19 protein-coding genes, 2 tRNA genes, 4 pseudogenes and 1 riboswitch are annotated in these 23,020 nt (G+C 42.7%); of the genes and pseudogenes, 7 read left to right on the top strand and 18 right to left on the bottom strand.

Annotated elements, in window-relative coordinates; genetic code table 11:
- Nucleotides 1–204: 204 nt before the first annotated feature.
- From AAGG74_RS21350 to AAGG74_RS21310, 9 genes and pseudogenes are all read right to left on the bottom strand, one after another.
- Nucleotides 205–278: transfer RNA gene (locus AAGG74_RS21350), tRNA-Gly, on the bottom strand.
- Nucleotides 279–293: 15 nt separating this feature from the next.
- A tRNA-Arg gene (locus tag AAGG74_RS21345) sits at nucleotides 294–370 on the bottom strand.
- Between the two features lie 679 nt (nucleotides 371–1,049).
- A pseudogene (locus AAGG74_RS21340) lies at nucleotides 1,050–1,338 on the bottom strand (mannose-6-phosphate isomerase); the annotation flags it as partial.
- Nucleotides 1,334–1,423, bottom strand: a pseudogene (locus tag AAGG74_RS21335) (fructokinase); the annotation flags it as partial. The pseudogenes AAGG74_RS21335 and AAGG74_RS21340, both read right to left, overlap by 5 nt.
- 28 nt (nucleotides 1,424–1,451) lie before the next feature.
- On the bottom strand, nucleotides 1,452–2,165 hold the full coding sequence (locus tag AAGG74_RS21330; RefSeq protein WP_162104166.1) for a GntR family transcriptional regulator: 714 nt from the start codon (nucleotides 2,163–2,165) through the stop codon (nucleotides 1,452–1,454).
- Between the two features lie 149 nt (nucleotides 2,166–2,314).
- A complete protein-coding gene (locus tag AAGG74_RS21325; RefSeq protein ID WP_429677131.1) occupies nucleotides 2,315–3,712 on the bottom strand; it encodes a glycoside hydrolase family 1 protein in 1,398 nt (465 codons plus the stop codon).
- 15 nt (nucleotides 3,713–3,727) lie between these two features.
- Entirely contained in the window at nucleotides 3,728–5,056 is a 1,329-nt protein-coding gene (celB, locus tag AAGG74_RS21320; RefSeq protein ID WP_162104164.1) for a PTS cellobiose transporter subunit IIC, read from the bottom strand.
- A gap of 17 nt (nucleotides 5,057–5,073) precedes the next feature.
- Nucleotides 5,074–5,406 (bottom strand): PTS sugar transporter subunit IIA, encoded by a 333-nt coding sequence (locus AAGG74_RS21315; RefSeq protein ID WP_429677129.1) that lies wholly within the window; start codon nucleotides 5,404–5,406, stop codon nucleotides 5,074–5,076.
- Complete coding sequence (locus AAGG74_RS21310) at nucleotides 5,406–5,717, bottom strand: PTS sugar transporter subunit IIB (protein WP_162104162.1); 312 nt, start codon at nucleotides 5,715–5,717, stop codon at nucleotides 5,406–5,408. Before AAGG74_RS21310 ends, AAGG74_RS21315 begins: the two co-directional genes overlap by 1 nt.
- Nucleotides 5,718–5,893: 176 nt before the next feature.
- Nucleotides 5,894–5,993: riboswitch (purine riboswitch) on the top strand.
- Between the two features lie 54 nt (nucleotides 5,994–6,047).
- Here AAGG74_RS21310 and pbuE point away from each other — a divergent pair.
- Nucleotides 6,048–7,214 carry a purine transporter PbuE gene (gene pbuE, locus AAGG74_RS21305; RefSeq protein ID WP_225493536.1) on the top strand — a complete coding sequence of 389 codons (1,167 nt, stop codon included), beginning with the start codon at nucleotides 6,048–6,050 and terminating at the stop codon, nucleotides 7,212–7,214.
- Between the two features lie 14 nt (nucleotides 7,215–7,228).
- Here the strand turns inward: pbuE and AAGG74_RS21300 are convergent.
- Nucleotides 7,229–7,845: pseudogene (locus tag AAGG74_RS21300) on the bottom strand (YdhK family protein).
- A 157-nt stretch (nucleotides 7,846–8,002) separates the two neighbouring features.
- Nucleotides 8,003–8,980, bottom strand: a complete 978-nt coding sequence (locus AAGG74_RS21295) for an HD domain-containing protein (protein ID WP_429677127.1) — start codon at nucleotides 8,978–8,980, stop codon at nucleotides 8,003–8,005.
- A gap of 136 nt (nucleotides 8,981–9,116) precedes the next feature.
- Here AAGG74_RS21295 and AAGG74_RS21290 point away from each other — a divergent pair, with 136 nt between their 5' ends.
- The gene (locus tag AAGG74_RS21290; RefSeq protein WP_429677125.1) at nucleotides 9,117–9,605 is read left to right on the top strand and encodes a DUF4944 domain-containing protein; all 489 of its coding nucleotides are present in this window, start codon (nucleotides 9,117–9,119) and stop codon (nucleotides 9,603–9,605) included.
- A 45-nt stretch (nucleotides 9,606–9,650) separates the two neighbouring features.
- On the opposite strand, the pseudogene AAGG74_RS21285 reads toward AAGG74_RS21290, so the two are convergent.
- Nucleotides 9,651–10,259, bottom strand: a pseudogene (locus tag AAGG74_RS21285) (transglutaminase-like domain-containing protein).
- A gap of 136 nt (nucleotides 10,260–10,395) precedes the next feature.
- Here AAGG74_RS21285 and AAGG74_RS21280 point away from each other — a divergent pair.
- Both AAGG74_RS21280 and AAGG74_RS21275 read left to right on the top strand, forming a co-directional pair.
- Nucleotides 10,396–11,772, top strand: a complete 1,377-nt coding sequence (locus tag AAGG74_RS21280; protein ID WP_429677123.1) for an alkaline phosphatase family protein — start codon at nucleotides 10,396–10,398, stop codon at nucleotides 11,770–11,772.
- 65 nt (nucleotides 11,773–11,837) lie between these two features.
- Nucleotides 11,838–12,527 (top strand): membrane lipoprotein lipid attachment site-containing protein, encoded by a 690-nt coding sequence (locus AAGG74_RS21275; RefSeq protein WP_429677122.1) that lies wholly within the window; start codon nucleotides 11,838–11,840, stop codon nucleotides 12,525–12,527.
- Nucleotides 12,528–12,563: 36 nt separating this feature from the next.
- Here AAGG74_RS21275 and AAGG74_RS21270 read toward each other — a convergent pair whose 3' ends face one another.
- The 3 genes from AAGG74_RS21270 to AAGG74_RS21260 all read right to left on the bottom strand — a co-directional run bounded on the left by AAGG74_RS21270 (nucleotide 12,564) and on the right by AAGG74_RS21260 (nucleotide 15,968).
- A complete protein-coding gene (locus AAGG74_RS21270; RefSeq protein ID WP_429677121.1) occupies nucleotides 12,564–13,751 on the bottom strand; it encodes a macrolide family glycosyltransferase in 1,188 nt (395 codons plus the stop codon).
- Nucleotides 13,752–13,910: 159 nt separating this feature from the next.
- Nucleotides 13,911–15,173 (bottom strand): glycosyl hydrolase family 18 protein, encoded by a 1,263-nt coding sequence (locus tag AAGG74_RS21265; protein WP_429677120.1) that lies wholly within the window; start codon nucleotides 15,171–15,173, stop codon nucleotides 13,911–13,913.
- 111 nt (nucleotides 15,174–15,284) lie between these two features.
- Nucleotides 15,285–15,968, bottom strand: a complete 684-nt coding sequence (locus tag AAGG74_RS21260; protein WP_429677119.1) for a GntR family transcriptional regulator — start codon at nucleotides 15,966–15,968, stop codon at nucleotides 15,285–15,287.
- A 244-nt stretch (nucleotides 15,969–16,212) separates the two neighbouring features.
- On the opposite strand from AAGG74_RS21260, the gene AAGG74_RS21255 reads away from it, so the two are divergent.
- The gene (locus AAGG74_RS21255; RefSeq protein ID WP_162104151.1) at nucleotides 16,213–16,950 is read left to right on the top strand and encodes a sulfite exporter TauE/SafE family protein; all 738 of its coding nucleotides are present in this window, start codon (nucleotides 16,213–16,215) and stop codon (nucleotides 16,948–16,950) included.
- Between the two features lie 35 nt (nucleotides 16,951–16,985).
- Here AAGG74_RS21255 and AAGG74_RS21250 read toward each other — a convergent pair whose 3' ends face one another.
- Entirely contained in the window at nucleotides 16,986–18,194 is a 1,209-nt protein-coding gene (locus tag AAGG74_RS21250; protein WP_162104150.1) for a Bcr/CflA family efflux MFS transporter, read from the bottom strand.
- A 346-nt stretch (nucleotides 18,195–18,540) separates the two neighbouring features.
- On the opposite strand from AAGG74_RS21250, the gene AAGG74_RS21245 reads away from it, so the two are divergent.
- Complete coding sequence (locus AAGG74_RS21245) at nucleotides 18,541–19,035, top strand: MarR family transcriptional regulator (RefSeq protein ID WP_429677118.1); 495 nt, start codon at nucleotides 18,541–18,543, stop codon at nucleotides 19,033–19,035.
- A 15-nt stretch (nucleotides 19,036–19,050) separates the two neighbouring features.
- Nucleotides 19,051–19,680, top strand: a complete 630-nt coding sequence (locus AAGG74_RS21240) for a nitroreductase family protein (protein ID WP_429677117.1) — start codon at nucleotides 19,051–19,053, stop codon at nucleotides 19,678–19,680.
- A gap of 96 nt (nucleotides 19,681–19,776) precedes the next feature.
- On the opposite strand, the gene AAGG74_RS21235 is transcribed toward AAGG74_RS21240, so the two are convergent.
- Both AAGG74_RS21235 and AAGG74_RS21230 read right to left on the bottom strand, forming a co-directional pair.
- The gene (locus AAGG74_RS21235) at nucleotides 19,777–22,434 is read right to left on the bottom strand and encodes an MMPL family transporter (protein WP_429677116.1); all 2,658 of its coding nucleotides are present in this window, start codon (nucleotides 22,432–22,434) and stop codon (nucleotides 19,777–19,779) included.
- Nucleotides 22,431–22,889, bottom strand: a complete 459-nt coding sequence (locus tag AAGG74_RS21230) for a MarR family transcriptional regulator (RefSeq protein WP_162104174.1) — start codon at nucleotides 22,887–22,889, stop codon at nucleotides 22,431–22,433. Before AAGG74_RS21230 ends, AAGG74_RS21235 begins: the two co-directional genes overlap by 4 nt.
- Nucleotides 22,890–23,020: the final 131 nt, after the last annotated feature.

Genomic DNA, 23,020 nt, shown 5'->3' with positions numbered 1-23,020 from the left:
GCCGCCAGCGTTCGTCCTGAGCCAGGATCAAACTCTCCATGAAGTAATGGAGCGCAGATTAAGTTCATCACATCCTGTGAGAACATCTGCATGACCTGCATCGTGCAGGCCCCTGACTACGCACATCACTGTGCGATTTTTTTAAAACTGAATTAACAGGTACGTTTTGTCTTGTTTAGTTTTCAAAGATCATTTCATAAATAATGGAGCGGGTGATGAGAATCGAACTCACGACATCAGCTTGGAAGGCTGAGGTTTTACCACTAAACTACACCCGCGTGGTATCTTTATAATGGCGCGCCCGAGAGGAGTCGAACCCCTAACCTTTTGATCCGTAGTCAAACGCTCTATCCAATTGAGCTACGGGCGCTTATCAAGCGACTCAACTATCATACTATCATTTGATGATGGAGTCAAGAAGTTTTTTTAGATATTTTTTCAGAAGATCAGTGTCTTTCTTTTCGACCTTTCTTATTATACACGTTTTTTAAAACTTGTAAACACCTTAGAAAAACTTTTTGTTTTTCGTTTTGTTTCGTGCTGTTCATCAGCGACGTTTAATAATATACCATGTGCAATTTACTCAGTCAACACTTTTCTATTCTTTTATTTTATTCATTTATGCTTTGCCCCATGCCTATGTACAAATGAGATAAAAATAAAGCATTCGAAAAGAAATACGGCATGCTATGTATGAAGAATTGATCAAATCATTAAGACAGGTCCGGCAGCTGCTAAGATTCTGCCGGAAATACCGAATAAGTACAATCCTTGGTTAGGCGATGTAAATGCTTGAGAAAACTTCTGATAGTTAAAGAAGTCCCATTCCATATCTCTCTAGTCGAGTTTCCAGCTAAAGTGAAGCCCACTTGTTTGCAGCTAGACCTCACAACAAGAAGCTGTTTGCTGATCGCAACTCACAACGGAAATATATGTAAGGTAGGGTGCACCCCTTGTATCAATCGTATAATGTAGAAACTGCTGTTTATAGAGAGATTCTGTCGTCACTCTTTAGATTACATGATGTAAGTATCCATTAAAACCATTCATTAAGGATGACTTATCAACAATTCACATGTTCCTTCTATTAAAAACTCACCAAGATGTGCAGACAAAATAAAGTGTGAGCCTTTATTGCATTTATACCATTATTTATCATCCGTCTTGATTCGCTCAGAACACTCCCAAGCAAATAAGTTTGATGAGAAGGAAACATAGCTTGGCGCTAATCTTCCATTTACAGACTGTGAAGTAGTCCGATTGTACATATACAGTGATCACCGCGTTATCGACTTCATTCACTGCCGGTGCAGGCACTTTATCGATATGTTGCAGGGATCTCTAGTCGGTCAATGATCGTTCCATCTTCATTACCGACGGCACAAACAAACTTTGTGCCGCCTGCCTCAATTCCGCCAAGCATGCAGATGGCCTCCTTGTTATCTCCGCGATCAACGCCGTATGTTTACTGAAGTCACGACAAACTTGTCATGCCGATGACGTGAAAAGGAATATTCAAATGGAATACCGTTATCTAAGAAGCCCACATGTTCGACTTCCAAAATAGGATCATCCTGTTTGCAACCTAAATATTCCTGGTCAATATAATCAGATTTACAGGCCCTGATTTTCCGATGTGATCCGGCAATTTTGAGGTGCAGCACGTTTGAGATGTGGCTGTAGATCGAATCATGAAGAACACTATCATTAATGCCTGATATTAAATGGGTCGGCATATATGTTTTCTCCAATACATAAGGCTCCCCCTCTACAATCCGCAGCCGTACAACATAATAAACCGGTGTTTTCTGATCAATGGACAAATGGGCAGCTACATCCTCTGTGGGGAATTGCACTTCAAACTGTATGACCTTGCTTTTGATATTCTTATCTTTCAGCAGGTTGGTTAATCCGAGAATTTCATTACTCACCACATGGACATGGTCATCCTGTATCGCTGATTTAATAATAAACGTGCCGTGGCCTCGCTTTCTGAACAGCAGCCCTTCGGCAACTAAATTATCCAGAGCCCTTTTCATCGTCATGCGGCTGGAGTCGAACTCTTTTGCGAGCGATACTTCATCAGGAATAGGCTGATCGATCGGATATACGTTATTTTTGATTCTATCTCTCATTTCATTTGCAATGATTTCGTATTTATTCATTAGTATCCTCCGGCAGCTGTTAGAGTTTGATATCGCATAAGCTTCTTTACGGATATCATAAGTGCTTTTCCCTATTTCATCAATATCGCGGCTGATTATCATCTTGTTCACCTTGGTGATTGCCGGAAGATTATGCAGCTTTCGAAAATCTAGAAACCGTATTGTTCAGCAACCTTTTTAAACCATTTGCCGCTCTTTTTAACAGTTCTTTCTCCGTCTTTTTCAAGATTGACTGATACAAATCCGTAGCGGTTTTTATAAGCATTTGTCCAAGACCAGTTGTCCATAAACGTCCATAAGTGATAGCCTTTCACATTAGAGCCTTCCTGTATGGCGCGGTGAATCCATTTGAGATGTTCCCTTATAAACTCGATCCGATAGTCATCTTGAATGATGCCATGATCATCTCTGAAGCGCTCCTCGCCTTCTACCCCCATACCGTTTTCCGAAATGAAGCACTCGATGTTCCCGTAGTTCTCTTTTACGTTGATCAAAATATCATAAACACCTTTTTCGTAAATCTCCCAGCCGCGATGTGGATTCATTTTGCGGCCTGGCATGACGTAAGGATCAAAATACCTATCCGGCAAAAAAGGAGCGTCGGGATTCGGAAGATGTTCTTTTGCTTTTACACGTCTTGGCTGATAATAATTTACTCCCAATAGGTCAACCGTGTTGTGTTTGATGATATCAAGATCTTCTTTTTTATAGTCAGGCATAAAGCCTTCGTTCTTCAAAATGGCAACCAGCTCTTTCGGAAACTCACCTTTGACAGATGGATCTAAAAAGGACCTGTTAAAAAAAGCGTCGGCTATTTCCCCTGCTTTGACATCCGCCGGGTGGCTGCTTCTGGGATACGAAGGTGTCAAATTTAAGATAATGCCGATTTTTCCGTCCTGCTTCATCTCTCTGTAAGCTTGAATGGCTCTGGAACTTGAGAGCATCGTATAAAATCCGACCTGGACAGCCTCTTGAAAATCGAGCTTGTTTGGATAGTGAAAATCATATAAATATCCGCCTTCTATAGGGACGATCGGTTCATTATGCGTGAACCACTTTTTCACCCGATCGCCGAACAAACGGAAGCATGTTTTCGCATAGTTTTCATAAGCGGCAACTGTTTCTCTGTTTACCCAGCCGCCGGTTTTTTGAAGTTCTATCGGCATATCAAAATGAAACAAATTGACAAAAGGCTCAATATCATTCGCGATCAACTCATCAATGACATCGTTATAAAATTCCGTTGCTTTGGCATTAATCTCGCCTGTTCCTCCCGGTATTAAACGCGACCAGGAAATTGACATCCGAAATGAATTGTGCCCAAGCTCCTTCATCAGCCTGATATCTTCTTTATATTTGTCGTAAAATTGAGATGTCGCAGCGGGCCCGACATGATCAAAAAACCGATGCGGCTCTTTTTCAAACCAGTAATCCCATATATTCTGCCCTTTTCCATCTCTATCGGCAGCACCCTCGGTTTGTGTTGCTGAAGCGGATGATCCCCACCAAAAATCTTTTGGAAAGCGATATTGTTCTGCTTGTGCCATGTCTCTCTCTCCTTATCACATTTTGATATTGTTATCGTTTTGCTGTGCAGCCTTTTCCTGAACTGCCTGTTCTTTTTCTTTTGCCAGATTTAATTTATCCATTGCTTTTAGGAATGGAAACCATATCACAAAGACAATCAGCAGATTGACAAGCTGCATGATGCCCCCCATGATTGAGTTCGTCGCCATTATGCCGTTAATAAATAATGGAACCGTCCACGGTACCGTGACACCAGTCGGAGGCGGAACGAACCCTGCTGACATGGCTAGATAGGTGACAAGCGTAACAATCATCGGCGCCAATACCCAAGGCACAAGAATGATTGGATTCATGACAATCGGAAGCCCGAAGATAATTGGTTCGTTTACATTAAAGATACCGGGAGCGAGACCAAGCTTGGATACTTGCTTCATCTGCCTGCTCTTCATGAATATGAGAATTGTCAATACGATCGCAAGCGTCATCCCCGTTCCGCCCATCCCAACTGTATAAATCTCCATAAACGGTTTTGAGATGATATGAGGAACTTCTTTTCCAGCCGTGTAGGCTGAAAGGTTTTCGACCTGCAGTGTATTCCAAATCGGGTCCATCACAGAGTTGATAATGATCTGTCCGTGCAGTCCGAAAAACCAAAGGATTTGAATGAAAAACACGGCAATCAGCGTCGGTATGATACCGCTTCCAAGTCCGACAAGCGGAGCCTGTATCGCATGGTAAATCACGTCATGCATATTTGTTTTAAAAAGCTGTGCCACTAAAACATTAATCAGCAAAAACACAGTCAATGTAATAAATGCCGGAATAAGTGCGGCGAATGATTTTGCTACGGCAGGCGGAACCCCGGCAGGCATTTTGATCGTCAAGTTTTTTTGAACAATTCTTCTGTAAATTTCGCCGGAAAGAAATGCCGTAATCATGCCAAGAAACATGCCTTTTGCACCGAGACGGTCGACCGGGATAACACCTGTGATGGCATCTCCTGTTTCGGGCTGGACGATAAATGGCGTTAAGAGCAAAAAGGAAACCAATGCGATTGCGCCGCCAAATATAGCTTCGACCTGATAGCTTTTTGAGAGGTAGTAGCCTATCCCGAACACAACAAAGACAGACATGATGCCCATTGTCGCCGTGGACGCTATGCCGAACTGAGACTGAAACGACGTAATCATTGTTGCGCTCATCATATTGTTTAAAAACGGCAGGTTCGTTAACACGACAAAAACAGACCCGAATATCGTAAGCGGGAAAGCCAGCATAAATGCATCACGCAGCACTTGCAAATAGCGGTTATTGTTTAACCTCCCTGCAATTGGAACAAGAAATTGGCTGATTTTCTCGAACACCCTATTCACCCCGATTTTTATAGATTCTTTGTTTCAAAGAGATCAAGCAGCTCTTTCACTAATTCTTTCATCGTCAATGTCGACATCAGATGATCCTCGGCATGCATGAGGAGCAAAGAAAAAGCAGCTGCTTCTCCCCCTGATTCTTTCTGTATCATTTGAAAGTGAATGTCATGGGCTGCGGATAAATCTTCATCAGCCTTAGAAATAAGGGCATCCGCCTTCTCCTTGTTCTCTTCCTTGTAGGCGCGCAATGATTGTACGACGCAGCTGCGGGCATTGCCGCTGTGCAGGATAAGCTGAAAACTGATTTGTTCATCTGTTAAATTTGCGATATTGTTCTGTTCCATTATTGATTCTCCATTAAGGACAATGCTTGCTCATATGCTTTTTTGCCATCTGCCATTCCGTAGGCCATCATGTCAATGACCTCCACTCGAATGCTGTATTGATCTGCCTCTTTTTGGAGTTCACTTTTTAAAAAGCTCATTTGTGGGCCGATCAAAACGGCATCCGCTTTTTTCATGTCTTCTTTTGCCTTATCCTGACCGACTGCCCAAATCTCTGTTTCCTCTCCGATGGATTGTGCGTATTCCTTCATTTTCGTCACCAATAAGCTGGTGGACATTCCTGAACTGCACGCAAGTAATATTTTTTTCAACTGATATCCCCCCTTATAATTAAAACGCTTACAAATATTATTATAGACATTAATAATTAAATGTCTATACTTTTAAAATATATATATAATCATATTTTCGTTCTGTTCATTTCTTTGTAAATTTTTCTATGGAAGATTCATTTATAATGTGTTACACTCTTCAACGGAAACTCACCAATTAAATAGCTATTATCTCTTGTATAACCTCAATAATATGGTTTGAGGGTGTCTACCAGGAACCGTAAAATCCTGATTACAAAATTTGTTTATCACATTTTTTGTAATCAGGATTTTTTTATTTGTCAAAACATTTCAGTAAAGGAGTTTGTTATGAATTTTAAAGTTTTCCTGCTTGCAGCTTCGACGATTGCAGTCGGGTTAGTTGAGCTAATTGTGGGAGGAATTCTTCCTCAGATCGCAAATGATTTAGATATTTCTATAGTCTCGGCCGGACAGCTGATCAGTGTGTTTGCGCTGGGGTATGCAGTGTCAGGGCCGCTGCTTTTGGCATTAACTGCGAAGATTGAGCGAAAGCGTTTATATTTAATTGCCTTATTTATTTTCTTCCTAAGTAATCTTGTGGCCTATTTCAGCCCTAATTTTGCAACACTGATGGTATCGCGTGTATTGGCAGCGATGAGTACAGGGCTGATTGTGGTGCTTTCTTTAACGATTGCCCCGAAAATTGTAGCGCCTGAATACAGAGCGCGCGCCATCGGAATTATTTTTATGGGATTCAGTTCTGCTATCGCATTAGGCGTGCCGCTCGGAATCCTAATCAGCAATTCCTTCGGATGGCGGATTTTGTTCCTTGGCATCGGCCTTTTGGCACTCGTCTCCATGCTGATTATCTCAATCTTTTTTGAACAGATACCGACAGAGAAGATGATTCCTTTCCGGGATCAAATCAAGACGATTGGCAACCTGAAAATCGCGAGTTCACATCTTGTCACGATGTTTACTTTAGCGGGGCACTACACGCTGTACGCTTACTTTGCGCCATTTTTGGAAGAAACTCTGCACTTGAACTCTTTCTGGGTCAGCATTTGTTATTTCCTTTTCGGCATCTCCGCTGTATGCGGGGGTCCTTTCGGCGGAGCGCTTTCTGACCGGCTTGGTTCCTTTAAGAGCATTTTGCTGGTGACCGGTTCCTTCGCCATCATTATGTTCTTACTGCCGCTGTCAACATCGTCTATGATTTTCTTTTTGCCTGTCATGGTGATTTGGGGACTTCTGAGCTGGAGCCTCGCCCCTGCTCAGCAAAGCTATTTAATCGAAATTGCGCCAGAATCGTCTGACATTCAGCAAAGCTTTAATACATCTGCCCTCCAAGTCGGAATTGCACTTGGCTCAGCTATCGGCGGTGTCGTTTTGGATCAGACGGGCACTGTAGTCTCGACAGCATGGTGCGGCGGATCAATTGTGATTATCGCGGTTCTCTTTGCCCTCATTTCTTTAACAAGACCTGTTCAGAAAGCAAAAAAATCCTCCTTGTAAAGGAGGATTTTTTGTTATTTAGCTGAAAGCTCGTCTTCGGTAACCCATTTGTGGTTTTTCACTTTTTCACCGGTTGTTGTCGATGTATAGTCAACCATGTATACGGTTGTTTTTTCTGCTGAGTCGATCTCTGCTGTCGCGCCCTTCATGCCTTTCATATGAGCAGCCTCTAAAATCACTTGGTCTCCAGGATTTAATGTTTTGTCTCCTGCATCCTTGATCTCTTCTTGGATCACCCATTTGTGATGATCCACCCGCTGTCCTCCGTTTGTCGGCGTGTATGAGACTTCATACGCGGTTGTATCATAGGCGCCAGTCACTGTAGCTTCGGCGCCTTTCATGCCTTTCATATGAGAAGCATTAATGATGACTTGGCTTCCTACTTTATATTTTGGTTTTTTAGATTCCTGTAATTCCTTTGGAACGTCAGCTGATCCGGAATGTTCCATTTCTTCATGTGATGAGGAACCTGAATGTTTTTCAGGTTTGCTTTCTTTCGCGCTATTGTCAGCGCCGCATGCTGATAACACAAAAACCAGAGATAACATCAGAATTCCCAGTGCTTTTTTAGAGATTTTCATGTTCATTCTCCTTTGCTTCATTTTTTAGTGTAATGTTCACCCGCAGACAGTTAAAGCGGATAACTGCTAGCAATATAACATCTTAATAATACTATACCCCCGAACGGTATGTAAATACGCTGATATTCTCATAAAATGTTCCCGCAATCGTCCTATTCCCCTTGGTTTGTTTAGACAAACATGAAAAAAGCCGCTCTTACGCGGCAATTAATGATGCAACACTTTTATATACACACCTTTTTTTGCTTTTCGATAAGCGATATCCCCCCATTTTCTGACGTTTTCAGATATAGCTGAGGCTTTCATCCATTTGCCATGATGCAAAATGGATGGATCAATGAGACGCATTTTCTTCTTTTGATAGAAATCGTAGTGGATATTGTCCTCTTTTACTTGTATATCGGGATGAATAAATTTAAGCAAGCCCAGCACTTCTTCATTTTTTGATGAATGTAAGATGTCGAGTACCTCTTGATCGGTTTTCAGCAGATCTTCTGTAGAGAGGACATGATACTCCAGCGCTGCCTTCAATGCCCGCGCTACATATACATATCCATATACATTTACAGGATGCAAAAAGAAATCTATCACTTCCTTATAGTACACCTTGACAAACCATTCAGCGGATTCGATATCACCCGGAAACAGCCTTCCGTCACTCACAATGAGATGCTCCAAAAAGGTTTGCGCCTCGTGCAGACTAATATGTCCATATTTATACATGTCACGCAGCGTATAATCTATACGATCAGCACAGAGCTCCGGCGCAGACTGTTCCAGCATTGTCCATCTCGTATCATCCGCTAAAAGTTCTTCAGCATTATAGCCATGTTTTTTTAAGATTCCCGGAATCTTAGAGTGAGCAATGACTTGATGAAAAATGTTTTCATGGTAGTCTTCCGCTTCATTTTCAAAGACAATATCAATGACATGGGAAAAGGCTGTATGGGACACGTCGTGGAGGAGGCCAGCAATCTGCTCTTCTATCGTTCCTCCAAGCTTTTTGATGAGAAGCATCACGCCGATGGAGTGATCATACCGGGTCACATTCCACTTTCGATTGACTAAAAAACTCGCTCCGCCTTGATAGATTCCTTTTAATCTTTGTACAGGCGCACTCTTGATAAGCTCTTCCAGCACCCCATCTATATGGTGCTTCCCGTAAATGTCATCATTGATTTCCATGCTGTCACCCTCTACATCTATTTTCTTTTTATTATAAATTGTATATATTGATAGTACACATTTTCTAGGAGTAGGAACAAGCTGAAAACAGCATTTTGAATCAAAGGTAATCAATGAAGCGAATAGGAGTTTTTTTATGTTCAGTCATTATAAATATCCCCTCATTTACACGGGATCCCTATTATTGGCTTTTTGCTTGATCTTTTTTTCCTATCAGCTGATTCATCATCTGCGATTGGAGTATCCGAACTGGCAGGGAGAAAGCAAGGATCAGAAATGGGAAGCAGTTTTCACAAAAAATGAAGATGCACCGAATGAATACAGCGGCAATCTTTATTGGATCGGTGATACGGACGAAACAGACAATATTTATGTGGAAGCATTAACGATCAAAAAAGATGATGAGATTCTGTTGAGTTCTAACACAGAAACCCCTATGCGCGATTATTCCGGCGGCACGTCTCGCGATGGCAGCGCAAAAGAGAAGTCCGTTTCTTTTTTAGAGCGGTTAGATAAACATGAGCTTGAAGGCCATGATATGACGGTTGAGGTGAAATGGATGCAAGGTAATCATTCTGCTTCCAGTCAGTTTGCCATTCAAGAGAAGACATTATTTGATCATTGAAAAATCAGGGATTTTCGCAAAGATCCCTGATTCCCTGATTTCCCCTTACAAATTGTCCGGTAAATGACATAGATACATCTTTAAGGCGTCTGTATGTTCACTTAATACTGATAATATTTTTAAGTGGGGATTTGTGTAGATCAGCGGCTTATCTTGTTCTCCCAATCTCTCGTTTATCTGAAAAGCCAGCCGCTCTCTCTCAATTGAAAATTGTGCATTGACTCCCTCCTTGTTCCCACGGGCATCCAACCTTATCCATTTTCTAACAGAAGTAAGATATACCGCATTTAACGCATGAATACAATAACCTTTGTCCGATGTATCAAATAGCATTAATCTTTGATAACAGAAGCCTGTTGGGATTCCTTCTCCGCGCAGTAAGGCAGCTAAAAGATTTGATTTGGCATAGCAAATCCCCTCCTTGAATATCAGAACTTTTGAAGCATGGCAAGTAACTCGTTTGCTTTGAATATCCCATGAGTGTGCTATGTCATCCCTGACGAACTCAAAAGCAATTTTTGCTTTTTCTATGTCTGTTTGGGATGAATGAAAAAGTTCATCTGCCTTCTTCTATATTAGCGGGTGAGAATCATCAACTTCTTTCAACTCACAAACATAATCACTCAGCCGATCTGATTCACAAATCATCTTCATATGACTCTCTCCCTTTCCCCACAATTTCTGCAACTCTCTTAATCTTGTAAATCCAATCTTTAAAATCGATTAATACCAGCTTAACAGTTTAAAAATATAATGAGGTTGTCATTCTAGACTTTAGGAGGTTATCCAGTTGAAAAAATTCCCGAAGAAATTACTGTCTATTGCGGTTTTATCATCTATTGCATTCAGCAGCTTCGTCAGCGGAGGTGTGCCTGAAGCCAGCGCCAAGGAGAATCCAGACGAAATTAAGAATGTGATCGTTCTGATTGGTGATGGAATGGGTGTATCTTATACGTCCGCTTATCGCTACTTAAAGGATAATAAAAAGACAAAAACTGTAGAGCCTACGGCATTTGACCAATACCTTGTCGGCCAGCAAATGACTTATCCCGATGATCCTGAGCAAAATGTGACAGACTCTGCAGCTGCAGCAACGGCCATGTCTGCGGGAATCAAAACATACAACAATGCGATTGCAGTGGATAACGGCGGGTCAGAGGTCAAAACGGTGCTTGAAGCGGCGAAAGAAAAAGGGAAATCAACAGGGCTTGTGGCCACGTCAGAAATCACGCACGCCACTCCGGCCTCTTTCGGTGCACATAATCACAGCCGGAAAAATATGAACTCGATCGCCAATGATTATTTTGATGAAATGGTAAACGGCAAACATAAAATCGATGTTCTGCTTGGCGGAGGAAAAAGCAATTTTGATCGTAAGGACCGCAATTTGATTAAGGAATTCAAGAAATCGGGATACAGCTATGTGGATAACAGCAAGGACTTGATGAAAAATAAAGACAGTCAAATTCTCGGCCTATTTGCTGACGGCGGGCTTCCTAAAATGATTGACCGCACGAAGGATATTCCTTCATTAAAAGAGATGACCAACACAGCGATTAAAAAATTAAGCAAAGATAAAGACGGGTTTTTTCTTATGGTTGAAGGGAGCCAGATTGACTGGGCGGGGCATGACAATGATATCGTCGGAGCCATGAGTGAGATGGAGGACTTCGAACACGCTTTTAAGGCGGCAATTGATTTCGCCAAAAAAGACAAACACACATTGGTTGTCGCAACGGCTGATCACTCCACCGGCGGGTATTCTATCGGTGCGGACGGCAACTACAACTGGTTCAGTGAACCAATAAAAGCGGCAAAGCGCACACCTGACTTTATGGCAGAAAAAATCGCTGGCGGTGCGGATGTTGAAAAAACGTTAAAAACATATATTGACCAAAAGAAATTGGCTTTAACCAAAGCAGAAATTCAATCTGTTAAAAAAGCCGCAAAAACGAAAGAAGTGCTTGAAATCGACCATGCGATCGAGGAGATATTCGATAAACGCTCACACACCGGCTGGACAACAGGCGGACATACTGGTGAAGATGTCCCCGTATATGCGTATGGTCCGTCTAGTGAGACATTTGCCGGCCAAATCGATAATACGGAAATCGCCAAAAATATCTTCAAAGCTTTACAATACAATCTGAAAATTATCGATAAATAAAAGAATACAGGGTGTCCCGTTGCTCGTATGAAGTAGCGGGATCTCTTTTTAATGGAGGAATCATAATGAGAAAAATTCTTTCAATTTTCGTTTTCGCTATCATGCTCGCGGGCTGTTCATCGAATGCCAGTTCAGAAAAACCAAGTGCGCGCGGAGAGCAAGGGATAAAAGCCGTACCGCAAAGCACGTCATCGCAAAAAGACAGTTTAGATGAGTATCAGCCTAATTCCCAAGTAACCGATGACCGGTCATTGCTGAAGGTTGGCCAAATGTTTTCTAATGATAAGGGAAAAGCTGTTTTAAAGGATATCAAGCAAGTGAATCAAACTTATAAGATTGGCGACGTCGAGTTAACCGTAAAAGAAATGAAGCTCATCCATTTGCGCCCGGACTACAGCATGATTGATTATTTTCATGTGTTAACACATGATGAAGAGTTTGATTTCGTTAAGGTTTTCGTTGACATCAAAAACACCTCTTCAAAGAAAGTACATGCTGCGCCGATTGCCTTGATGAAAACAAATACAGGGGAAACCTTTGATTGGAACAAAGATATTTATCTTGAAGAGTTGAATGGTGAGTTGGAAAGCGGTGCGGAAAAGTCCGGAAATCTCGGCTTTATTTTGGACGCATCAAGCGACGATGCTGATAAGAAAAAAGCAGAAATCAAGTGGGTCGAAATCACGACAAGTGACGTATTTGACCATAACGATAAAAAAATCAGTGATGCCCAAAAGATCAAAATTAAATTTTAAAAGATGAACTCCCGTATGAAGTACGGGAGTCTTTGCTTATTTGGTTTTTTGATGAATCAATTCATCAATCCGCTTCATCACTTCATCCATATCCATACACTCTTGGAAGCTTTGATTGATTTTTTTTATGCCTGCCGTATACTGATCATTGTGCAAAACCTCATCTGCGGCCTGTTTTAATAGTTGGACATTGACTTCATCTTTAGAGATGACATAGCCCGCATGGAGTTCAGAGAGACGCTGCGCCACCATCGGTTGATCCTTGTCATGAGGCATGACCACCAGCGGCACACTGAAATGAATGCCTTCGTTTACACTGTTCATTCCGCCGTGAGTAATAAAAACATCAGCTTGCTCGAGCACTTCCAGCTGAGGGACATACGGGGTGATGATAAAGTGTTCCGGCGCCTGTTTTAGTTTTGTGAAATCTGCTTTTTCCCCGGCAGCGATGACGACTATTCCGTTAAAGCCGGAAAAGGCATCAATACAAAGGTTGAAGAAATCCTCCGTATGATCCAAAACAGTCCCCATTGAAATATAAATGACCTTTTCATCTATTAACTGTTCAATTGGGAAATCTGTTTTTTCTGCTCTCTTCGGAAAGCTTGGACCGATAAACAGACATTCATCTCCGAAACGATCGCTTTCTGGCTGAAAATAACGGCTTGTATATACTACATTCAATTCCCCTTGGTTATTCATGAATTGAACCAAGTTTTTCGGAGCGACACCGTACGTTTCTTTCATTTTTGCCAAAAGGTCTTCGCACTCTTGATCCAATTCTAGCGGCACTCCTGAATCCGGGTGCAGCGGCAGGATTTTCAGATGTTCTTGACCAAACAGGAAGGACGCTGATGAAGAGACTCCTGGAATATCTAAATAGTCCCTCACCAATTCTCCCGCGCCGAATTTATCATAATACACAAAATCAAATTGAATACTCTTTGATAAGTCTTTGACAATATGTAAAATGTCCAGCGAGGTTTTGATATGAATTTTCAAAAAATCAAGAATGCCAGTGGGCGAGCCGATATGAATCGGTGTTGTTCGCAGTAAATCCCGGTGAAGATGGACGGTTGCTCCCGCCGCTTCTAATCGTTTTTTGTATTTTTCAGTAGAAATGTAATGGACATCATACCCCTTATCGGAAAACGCATTTGTGATGCCTAATGTAGGATTCACATGACCTTCCGCAGGAAAATTCAAAATTAATACTGATTTCATTTTGACAGCTCCCTCTCACATCGAATTCTAATATTTGTTTGGTCAGACTACTACTAATCGTAAAATGGGAACGCACCCCTATGCAAGGAACAAATGATTGAATGATTCTGTTCTGCTGGGAACTGAATCAAAAAAAGACACCGGGCTCTAGTGCCTTTTTTATAGCTTTCTGATCGTAAAAAATTTCCGTAGTAGCCATGGGCCTGGCGTAAATCCCAAGGTTAACTGCCAAGCGCCTATGGCTTGCAATCTATATTCGCGGACGATCTGCATCTTCCGGCTCATACTCCTGACATCTTCAAACCATACCTCATGCGTCCGCCCCTGCTGATCAGTATAGCGGAAAAATGGGGATTGGAACTCGGCTGAATATTGGATCGGAGCTTGATGCCTCATCGCTCTTTCGATTGCGTTTTGATTTGAAATCGCTGAAGCAACTGTCCCCGGCTGGTAAGGGATAATCCAATCGTACCCGTAGAGCGGGACTCCGATAATAATTTTTCTGCTTGGCACCTGCGCAATCGCGAACTCAATGGTTCTCCTAATCTCAGGAATAGGTGCTACGGGTCCCGGTTCACTTCCGGCATGATGCCAATCATAAGCCATGATAAACATATAATTGACAACCGCTCCTATTCCCCCGTAATCATAGCCTCTCAGCCAAGATATGTTATCGCTTGTTTTTGCCGGAACAGCTATCGTCAGCACATACCCTCCCGGCTGAAGACGATCTCTCAGCTGACGCAAAAAACCAGTGAAAAGATCACGATCCGCGGCGCCCACCTGTTCAAAATCGATTGTCACACCGCCATATCCCCTTGTAGAAACTAAGTAATAAATATTGTTGACCAGATTGGTTCTTGCTGTCGGGCTGTTCAGGACTTGGTGAACAAGTGCTGTGCTGAATCCTGTTGATGTAAGGTTTGTAATCGTCGCAAGCGGTGTCACCCGCCTTCGCCATGTTGCCTCAATAGCGGCCGTATCATTCAACTGGTTTGCAATGTCGCCGTTAGGTGCAAAACGGTATTCAAAAATCGAAATCGAAGACGAGTATGGCGCATAATCACTGATCAATTCCCGATCGAGGTCAGGGGTTCGAAGCACGTAAAAACTTAACGTTCCCGCAATGTAATTTGAAATAGAAGGAATCGTTATTTTTGCCCCTGCTTGTAAAGCATTTGGGCTGATGCCCGGGTTTGCTGCCCGCAGACGCTCTATAGGGACAAAGGTTTTCGCTGCAATGGCGTCCAGCGTGTCCCCTGGCTGAACTGTATATACATAAAGAGGGATAAGCAGAGCCTGCCCCGGTACGATATTCGTTTCATCTAATCCATTCACACCCCGGATTTGATCAACTGAAGCACCGTATCTTCTGCCTATAGAAAATAAAGAATCACCAGGCCGGACAATATGGATAAACATGTTTAACCCCCATCATTCGTTAGTCAATCCATCATAAAATGTTATGAACGAAGGCTCTTTTATATGTTTGTGAATACAAAAATACCAAGGGCTGTTCCCCTTGGTACCGAATTATTCCGACTCATTTTCTTTTCCTGCATCAAGCACATGCTTCAAATGCTCACAGTCATGATGAAAATGGGCCATCACATACTGTTTGGCCGCTTCTTTGTTTTTCTTTTTCACTTCTTCAAATATCTTGCGGTGTTCACTCAGTATGGTTTCTGCCCGATGGTCACCAGTATAATTAAGAATTCTGCAAAAGTGAATCAGATCACTGACATGCTCAAGCAAATTCTTCAAATGTCTGTTATGGCTAAAAACTACAAGCAGCTCATGAAACTTTTGGTTCAAATGAATGATTTTCGTATCTTCCATGCCGTTGTGAATGGCTTTTTCTGTTTCTTCAAGCTGCTTTTCAAGTATGGCGAGCTCTTTTTCATCAGCTTCTTCTATGACTAACTCGACTGCCAGCTGCTCCAGCGGTATTCTGATTTTATAAATCTCATCTACATCTTTTGCCGTTAACGATGTGATCGAAAATCCATTTCGGTCATCCGCCTTTAATAAACCATCTTTCTCAAGCAGCCGCATGGCTTCCCTTATCGGAGAGCGGCTGACACCGAAGCTTTTCGCCAGCTGAGTTTCGTTTATCCGTTCCCCCGGCTTAAACGTTCCGTTGAAGATCATTTTTTTCAGCTGGTTATAAAACTGCAGATAGTACGGAGTCGGTTTGTCTAATTTAAAATCGTCCATATATAATACCTCTTTTAAAATATTCAAGGGATTTTCTTTATCAAAATCATATAACAGATGGTATTAGGAAGCAACAAACTGTCTTGTCAGATCCCAAAATTTGAGGTACGATATGTTTACTGAACGACGGTCGACGGACTACTGACAACTAAAAAACGGGATGTTTTTTTATCATCATTAGGACGCTATCCCTCCGCCTATCGCGCACTTATCATTTTTAGATCTTTTTAATGGAGGAAAAAATATGCTTATTGTTTTTGTTATGTTTCTTCTCGGTATTATCTTAGGCTTTATTGGTGCCGGAGGAGCAGGCTTTGTCATTGCTCTTTTAACTCTTCTTTTCCATGTCCCGATTCATACAGCTTTAGGCACTTCTCTCGCCGGCATGGCTTTCACCAGCTTATCTGGAGCGTACAGCCACTATCGTGAAGGCAATATTCAAATGAAAATCGGCTTAACAGTAGGCTGCTTTGCTGCGGTTGGCTCATTTTTCGGCGCAAAGCTGACATCGTTCATTCCGGCTGACTTGCTTCATTACTTGACGGCTGGCATGTTGTTTTTATCAGCGATTCTCATTTTAATCAGATTGTTTATTTTAAAAGAGAAAGCTCAAATGGATCAAAGCTCTCTTTCAACGTATACGAGAGCTGTTATCTTAGGAATTATAGCTGGTATTCTTTCCGGCACATTCGGCATCGGATCAGCGCCTTTTATTCAAATCGGTTTAATGATCATGCTGAACCTGTCGATCCGCCATTCTGTCGGAACGACAATGCTTGTCATCATCCCGCTAGCTGTAGGCGGAGGCATCGGATATATCACAGAAGGATTTGTCGATTATGTCTTGCTGCTCAAAGTTCTGATCGGCACAATGTGCGGTGCCTATGTAGGCGCGAAGTTCACCAATCTTATGCCAAAGGTGGTTTTAAAATCGGCCATCTTCTTGACTCCTGCAATTGCGGGCTTGCTGTTGTTATTCTAAATAAAACAAAAAAACCTGACTCGCGTCAGGTTTTTTTATAAGTTTTTCTCTGCTCGTTCTTTCGTTAATCCAAAAAACGCCAGTGAGCCGATGACCGCTGTCACAAACATAATCGCCCCCATCGGAACGGCTGTTGTCTCATTAATGCCAACAAGCGGCGACACGATCGAACCGAGGAGCAGCGGCAGCATGCCGAGCAGCGCGCTAGCACTTCCGGCACGATGCCCCTGCCTTTGCATCGCCAGCGTAAACGTGCTGGTCAAAACCATACCAATCGTAATCATGTACACAAAAATGGATATGACTAATGTGGCAAGAGGTCCATGAAGAATGGTCATCGTCAAAAGGACAGCAGTCGCAATCATAGCAGTGATAACCGCCATGCGAAGCAGGCTTTTTTCAGGGATGATTCCGCCAAAACGCCCGATGATAAAGCTGCCTGATATAATCGCCAGACCGTTAATGCCGAAAAGAATACTAAACACCTGTGGAGATACACCGTAAATATCCTGGTATACAAAGGGAGTACCGGACACATAGGCGAAGCTTCCCCCATGAATAAATCCGACTGTTAACGCGTACCCCATAAAGGATCGATCCTTCAGCAGGCTGCCCATCGTTTTGACAGAGGTCCCGATTGAGCTTGGAATCCGGTTTTCCGGCGGCAGCGTTTCTTTTAATTTAAAGGCAATCAAAAGAACAAGTAAAAATCCAATGATTGTTAGGACATAAAAAATGGTATGCCACGTTGCAAATGGCAAAAGCAAAATAGCCCCGCCTGTCATCGGCGCAACCATTGGCGCAACAGCGGTAATGACCATTAACAGTGAGAAAAATTTAGAAAGCTCTCGTCCGGTAAACACATCGCGGACAATGGCACGAGACAACACAAGCCCTGCGGAAGCGGTAAATCCCTGCAAGAAACGCGCAGCCACTAATGTTGTAATATTAGGCGACAGCGCACAAAACAGAGACGATAACGCAAATAAAAAAATACAGATTAATAGCGGTTTCCGTCTTCCCTGCGCGTCACTGACCGGTCCGACAATCAGCTGCCCGATCGTAAGCCCGACCAGACAGGCTGTTAAACTTAACTGTACAAGTGAAGCACTTGCTGATAAGTCACCCGCAATGTCAGGAAAACTTGGCAAATACATATCTATATTAAGCGGGCCTAATATGGCAAGCATGCCGAGCAGAAATGCCAATGCCAAGCGCTCTTTTCCAGTTGGATTGTGCAGCATGTTATCAACCCTTCCCTTCAACCTATTGATGCTAACTCCAACGATAAATTGAAGCTGTAAAACATTTGTATATTGTATCATAACTTTCAGGCTGTGAAAGCCGTTTGATGCTCGAACGAAAGACACAAAAATCAGGGTCTGCTGACTTGATTCAGCAAGTGCCGAATCCCTTGTTCTATGCCCGTAATCGCAAATCCGATATAAAAAGAATATCGCTCAACACTGTAATGATAAGCTTTTTGTTTTCATCGTAATGAAAAGAGCCAAAATTAAAATGACATTCACTCGCAGAGTTTTTTCAAATATGCATATGTCTTGCAAGATAAAATCAATCGTAGTATATTAATTGATGTGTCAATCATTGATAAGTCAATTAATTGTGTTGGCAAGAAGGAAGGGATGGGTTTTGGCGTCATTTTGTTCAGAGGAAGCCGAGATTTTATATCAGCTGCAAAGCGTGAACAAGGTGATTGGCATGAAGTTCGAGGCATGCACGGGCATCAGCCAATCTCGCTTGGAATTGCTGACATTGCTATATCATGCAGATGAGATCAGTCAAAGCGATCTTCAAAAGAACGTAAATATAGACAGCGCAGCCGTCACCAGACACCTGAAACAACTGGAAGCCAAAGGCATGGTATCAAGACGGCGCAAACCTGAAGACAACCGCATCACTCTTGTTCGATTAACAGACCAAGGAAGAGAGCGAATCGAGTCTTCCAAGAAAGAAAAAGAGCGTTTCATGAAAGAAATGCTCGCAAATGTAAGTGCAGAAGAACGCAGCCAGCTGATTGATGTACTAGCGCGCATGCGGGACAACATAAACAATATTAAAGCATAAGAGGAGTGTATCAACATGATCAAAACAAATGATTTTATGGAGATTATGAAAGGACGCCGTTCCATTCGCAACTATGATCAGACAGTAAAAATCAGCAAAGAAGAGATGGCAGAAATCTTAGAGGAAGCAACGACAGCGCCATCTTCTGTCAATGCGCAGCCATGGCGTTTTCTCGTCATTGACAGCCCGGAAGGAAAAGAAAAGCTCGCACCGCTTGCAAGCTTTAACCAAACACAGGTTGCAACATCATCTGCCGTCATCGCTGTATTTGCAGACATGAACAATGCAGACTATTTAGAAGAAATCTATTCAAAAGCCGTGGAACTCGGTTACATGCCGCAGGAGGTCAAAGACAGACAAATCGCTGCGCTAACCGCCCATTTTGAAAAGCTTCCGGCACAAGCGAACCGCGAAACAATCCTGATTGACGGTGGCCTTGTTTCCATGCAGCTCATGCTGACTGCACGCGCGCACGGCTACGATACAAACCCGATCGGCGGTTATGATAAAGAAAATATCGCGGAAACGTTTGGACTAGATAAAGAACGTTATGTACCAGTCATGCTTCTTTCTATCGGAAAAGCAGCAGACGAAGGCTATGCTTCCTACCGCCTGCCGATTGATACAATTGCAGAATGGAAATAAAAGAAAAGAGCCTGGGGATATCCCCAGGCTCTTTGTTTTACATAAAGCCGCCGTTTGATCGTCTGGCCTGTTTTTTCGTTAACACGTCTGATGAGATTATTCTTTGACTTTCTTTTTGCCAAACGGCCACCAGTTTCCTTCGCCAAAGGTCGCAATGATTGCCGGAATGAACAGCGGAAGAATGACAAGACCGTAAAGCAGCAGCCCGATAATAATAACACTTGCCACCTGCATCAGCGTATTGACGCCTGAAGGCATCATCGCCGCGAACGTGCCGGCCAAAATAATGGCAGCCGTTATAATGACAGACCCCATTTTGCTCATTGATCGGATGACTCCCTGCTCAATGCCCATGTGCACCTCTTCTTTAAACCGGTCCAGCAGAAAGATCGAATAATCCACGCCTAACGCGATCAAGATAACAAAGCTGAAGAACGGTACTGCCCAGCTGATGCCGGCGTTTCCTAAGCCGTTTACAAAAATTAATTCTGTGATCGATATCGACGTATAGTACGTCAGCAGCAGTGACGCAATCATATAAATCGGCATGATCATGGAGCGGAACAAAATGGTTAACACGATAAACAGGCCAATAATCATGATCATCATTGTTCTAGAGAAGTCCGTTGTGGACAGCTCCTTTAAATCCGCATTCATGCTTGTGACCCCGCCGTATACGATCTGAGCGTCCTTCAGAGGAGTGCCGTCAACTTCGTTTGCTACAGCTTTTTTGATTTGATTTATTGTCGTAATCGCTTGTTCTGAATAAGGGTTGGAATCTAAGACGACGCTTAATTGCACACCTTTTCCGTCTGCGAAGGAATACTGGTCAATGGACTTCTTAAAGTCTTTATCCTTCATGACTTGATCAGGAAGGAATATCCCTGTATCCCTTACAGTTGAGCTTTTGCTCATATCCTCTAGCATATCGCTGGAAACTGTTATTCCGTCAGAGATTTTCGTCAAACCGTTATTTGCACTCTTTACACCATCGGCAAGCTTCTTCAGGTTTTCTGACAAGGTTCCGGCTTGGGCTTGCTGGCCTGAAAGCTGCTGGTTCGCTTGTTCAAGCCCGGTTTGAATCTGGCCTAGCTGTCCGCTGATTGCTGTAAGCTGCTGTGCGGTCTGAGCGGTATTACCGGTTTGAGAAACCTGTTTGCTCACGAGCTGCAGCTGCTGATTGATTTTGCCCAATCCTTCGGCCGCATCGCCCAGTGAACCGCCGGAGCTGCTATTAGAGGCCGTACCGGTTTGCCCTGCGATCTGATTCAATCCGTTTTCAATATCCGTTAAACCGCTTTGGACATCGGCGATTCCTTTTACCGTTTTATCCAGCCCGTCTGAAACTGAGCCCAGCTGCTTATCAATATATAAATCTTTGATTTTTTCACCGGTCGGCTGTGTAATGGTCATGACAGAGTCAACATGATCGACTTTCTCGATCGCTTTGCTGATATTTCCGAGATAAGGAATTGTATCAGCTGTTGTGAGGTCTTTGTCTCCTTTTACGACAACATTGATCGGGAACGCTTTCCCTTCACCGAATCCATCTTTGATGGCCTCGAGCGCTTTTACTGATTTATACTCGCTACTGATTTCCGCAGTCGAATCGAACGAAATCTGGTCATCATAAGTTAAGATGAACGGAAGCGTAATTATGACCGTGATGACAATAAACAGAAACGGACGTGCAACGGAGTGTTTGCCAAGAAACGCCCATAATTTATTGTCACTATGTGATAATACTTTTCTAGAAGGCCAGAATAATTTTTCACCCAGTGTCACCATAAATAATGGCAGCAATGTGTAGAGGATGATCATTAAAATTCCGACACCTACTGCGACTCCCACTGCAGATTGGAAAATCGCAAACTTCGCAAACCCTAAGGCGGAAAATCCGATCAATACCGCAAATCCGCTGATAAATAAGGTTTTTCCCCCTGTACGGTAAGCAATAAGCGCAGCTTCTTTTTTGTCATGCCCGTTTGCCAATTCTTCACGGAATCGAGTAAGAAGCAGGATGCAGTAATCTGTTCCGATACCGAACAAAATGGCGACTAAGAAGGTTTGCGTAAACGTCGAGATCGGAAAATCAACATTGTACACAAGGATCCCCAATATGGATTGACTGATCAAATAAGAAAAACCGACAACCACAATCGGGATAAAAGGCGTCACAACAGATCGGAACACGATCAGCAGTAAACCGATGATTAAGCAGACTGTGATCACTTCCGTCTTCTTAAGCCCTTCCTCTGAGCTGTGGGCGAAATCCTGATTGATGAGAGAAGCTCCCGTAATATATGCCGTCAAATCCTCAGGGACAATTTTATAAATGTCATCCGCGATTTTTTCCGCTTTTTTATCAGAACCTGTGATCGTGACAGGAATAAGGACGGTTTTCTTGTCTTTTGATATCAATTGGTCTCTGACTTCTTTTTCCGCAGTCAGAGGAGACGTGACCTCATCCACACCGTCGATCTTTTTGATTTTACTGATTATTGTGCGGAGCTCGCCCTCTGTTTCTTTCTTCAACGCGTGGTCTAATGTAAAGACTGCACTGATTGAATGATTGTCTTCACCCGCTTGCTTTAAAATGGCATTTGCTCTTTCTGATACAGCATCAGCCGGAAGCTGGGCCTGCCCCTTTTGATTGGCAAGCTCCGTCAAGTTCGGAGAAAACAAACTTAATACGACGGTAAGTGCTAATATAACGGCAAAAATGGCCCATTTAAATGTAATGATCGCTCTCATTTGGCTGGATCTCCTCCTTTAAATTTATTTTTTAGAATTGTAAATATCTCTATGATAGAGTTTAAGTGTTCCTCATCTATATCATCGATCAGCTCTTTAAGAGCGTTAAAGATGGCTGCATCTAATTCTTCTAGTATGTTTTCACCGCTGGCTGTGATGCTAATCAGCTTCGAGCGCTTATCACTTTTTACCTGACAGTCATCCCATTCCACCAATCCCTTATCAAGCAGCTTTTTCAGTCTGTTTGAAATTGCACTCTTATGTACATTTTGATACATGGCGAGGCTGCCGGGAGAGGTTGGGCCCTTAACTTTTAAGATTTTCAACAGGTCAGCCTGTTCCCTTGAGATATGCTTGAAGACATCCTGATTGATTTCATGATGTACAAACTCTGTTCCTTCAAGTAACACTTCCACAAACAGGTTGATCGCCTGACATAGCTTTTGTTCATTCAACATCTTCCCCTCCTCCCTATAGTTTACCCCTCTAAACTTTATGATCAACGTTCATTAGTTTATTCCCCTAAACTATGCCTGTCAACATATTTTATTTATGATCCCCAAAAGAAAGTTTGTTTGTGTAAACT

Origin of the sequence: Bacillus mexicanus, assembly GCF_050445615.1 — a bacterium.
Taxonomy (GTDB): domain Bacteria; phylum Bacillota; class Bacilli; order Bacillales; family Bacillaceae; genus Bacillus; species Bacillus mexicanus.
The sequence above is the reverse complement of the archived record's forward strand: the minus strand, read 5'-3'. Positions and strand labels throughout refer to the sequence as shown.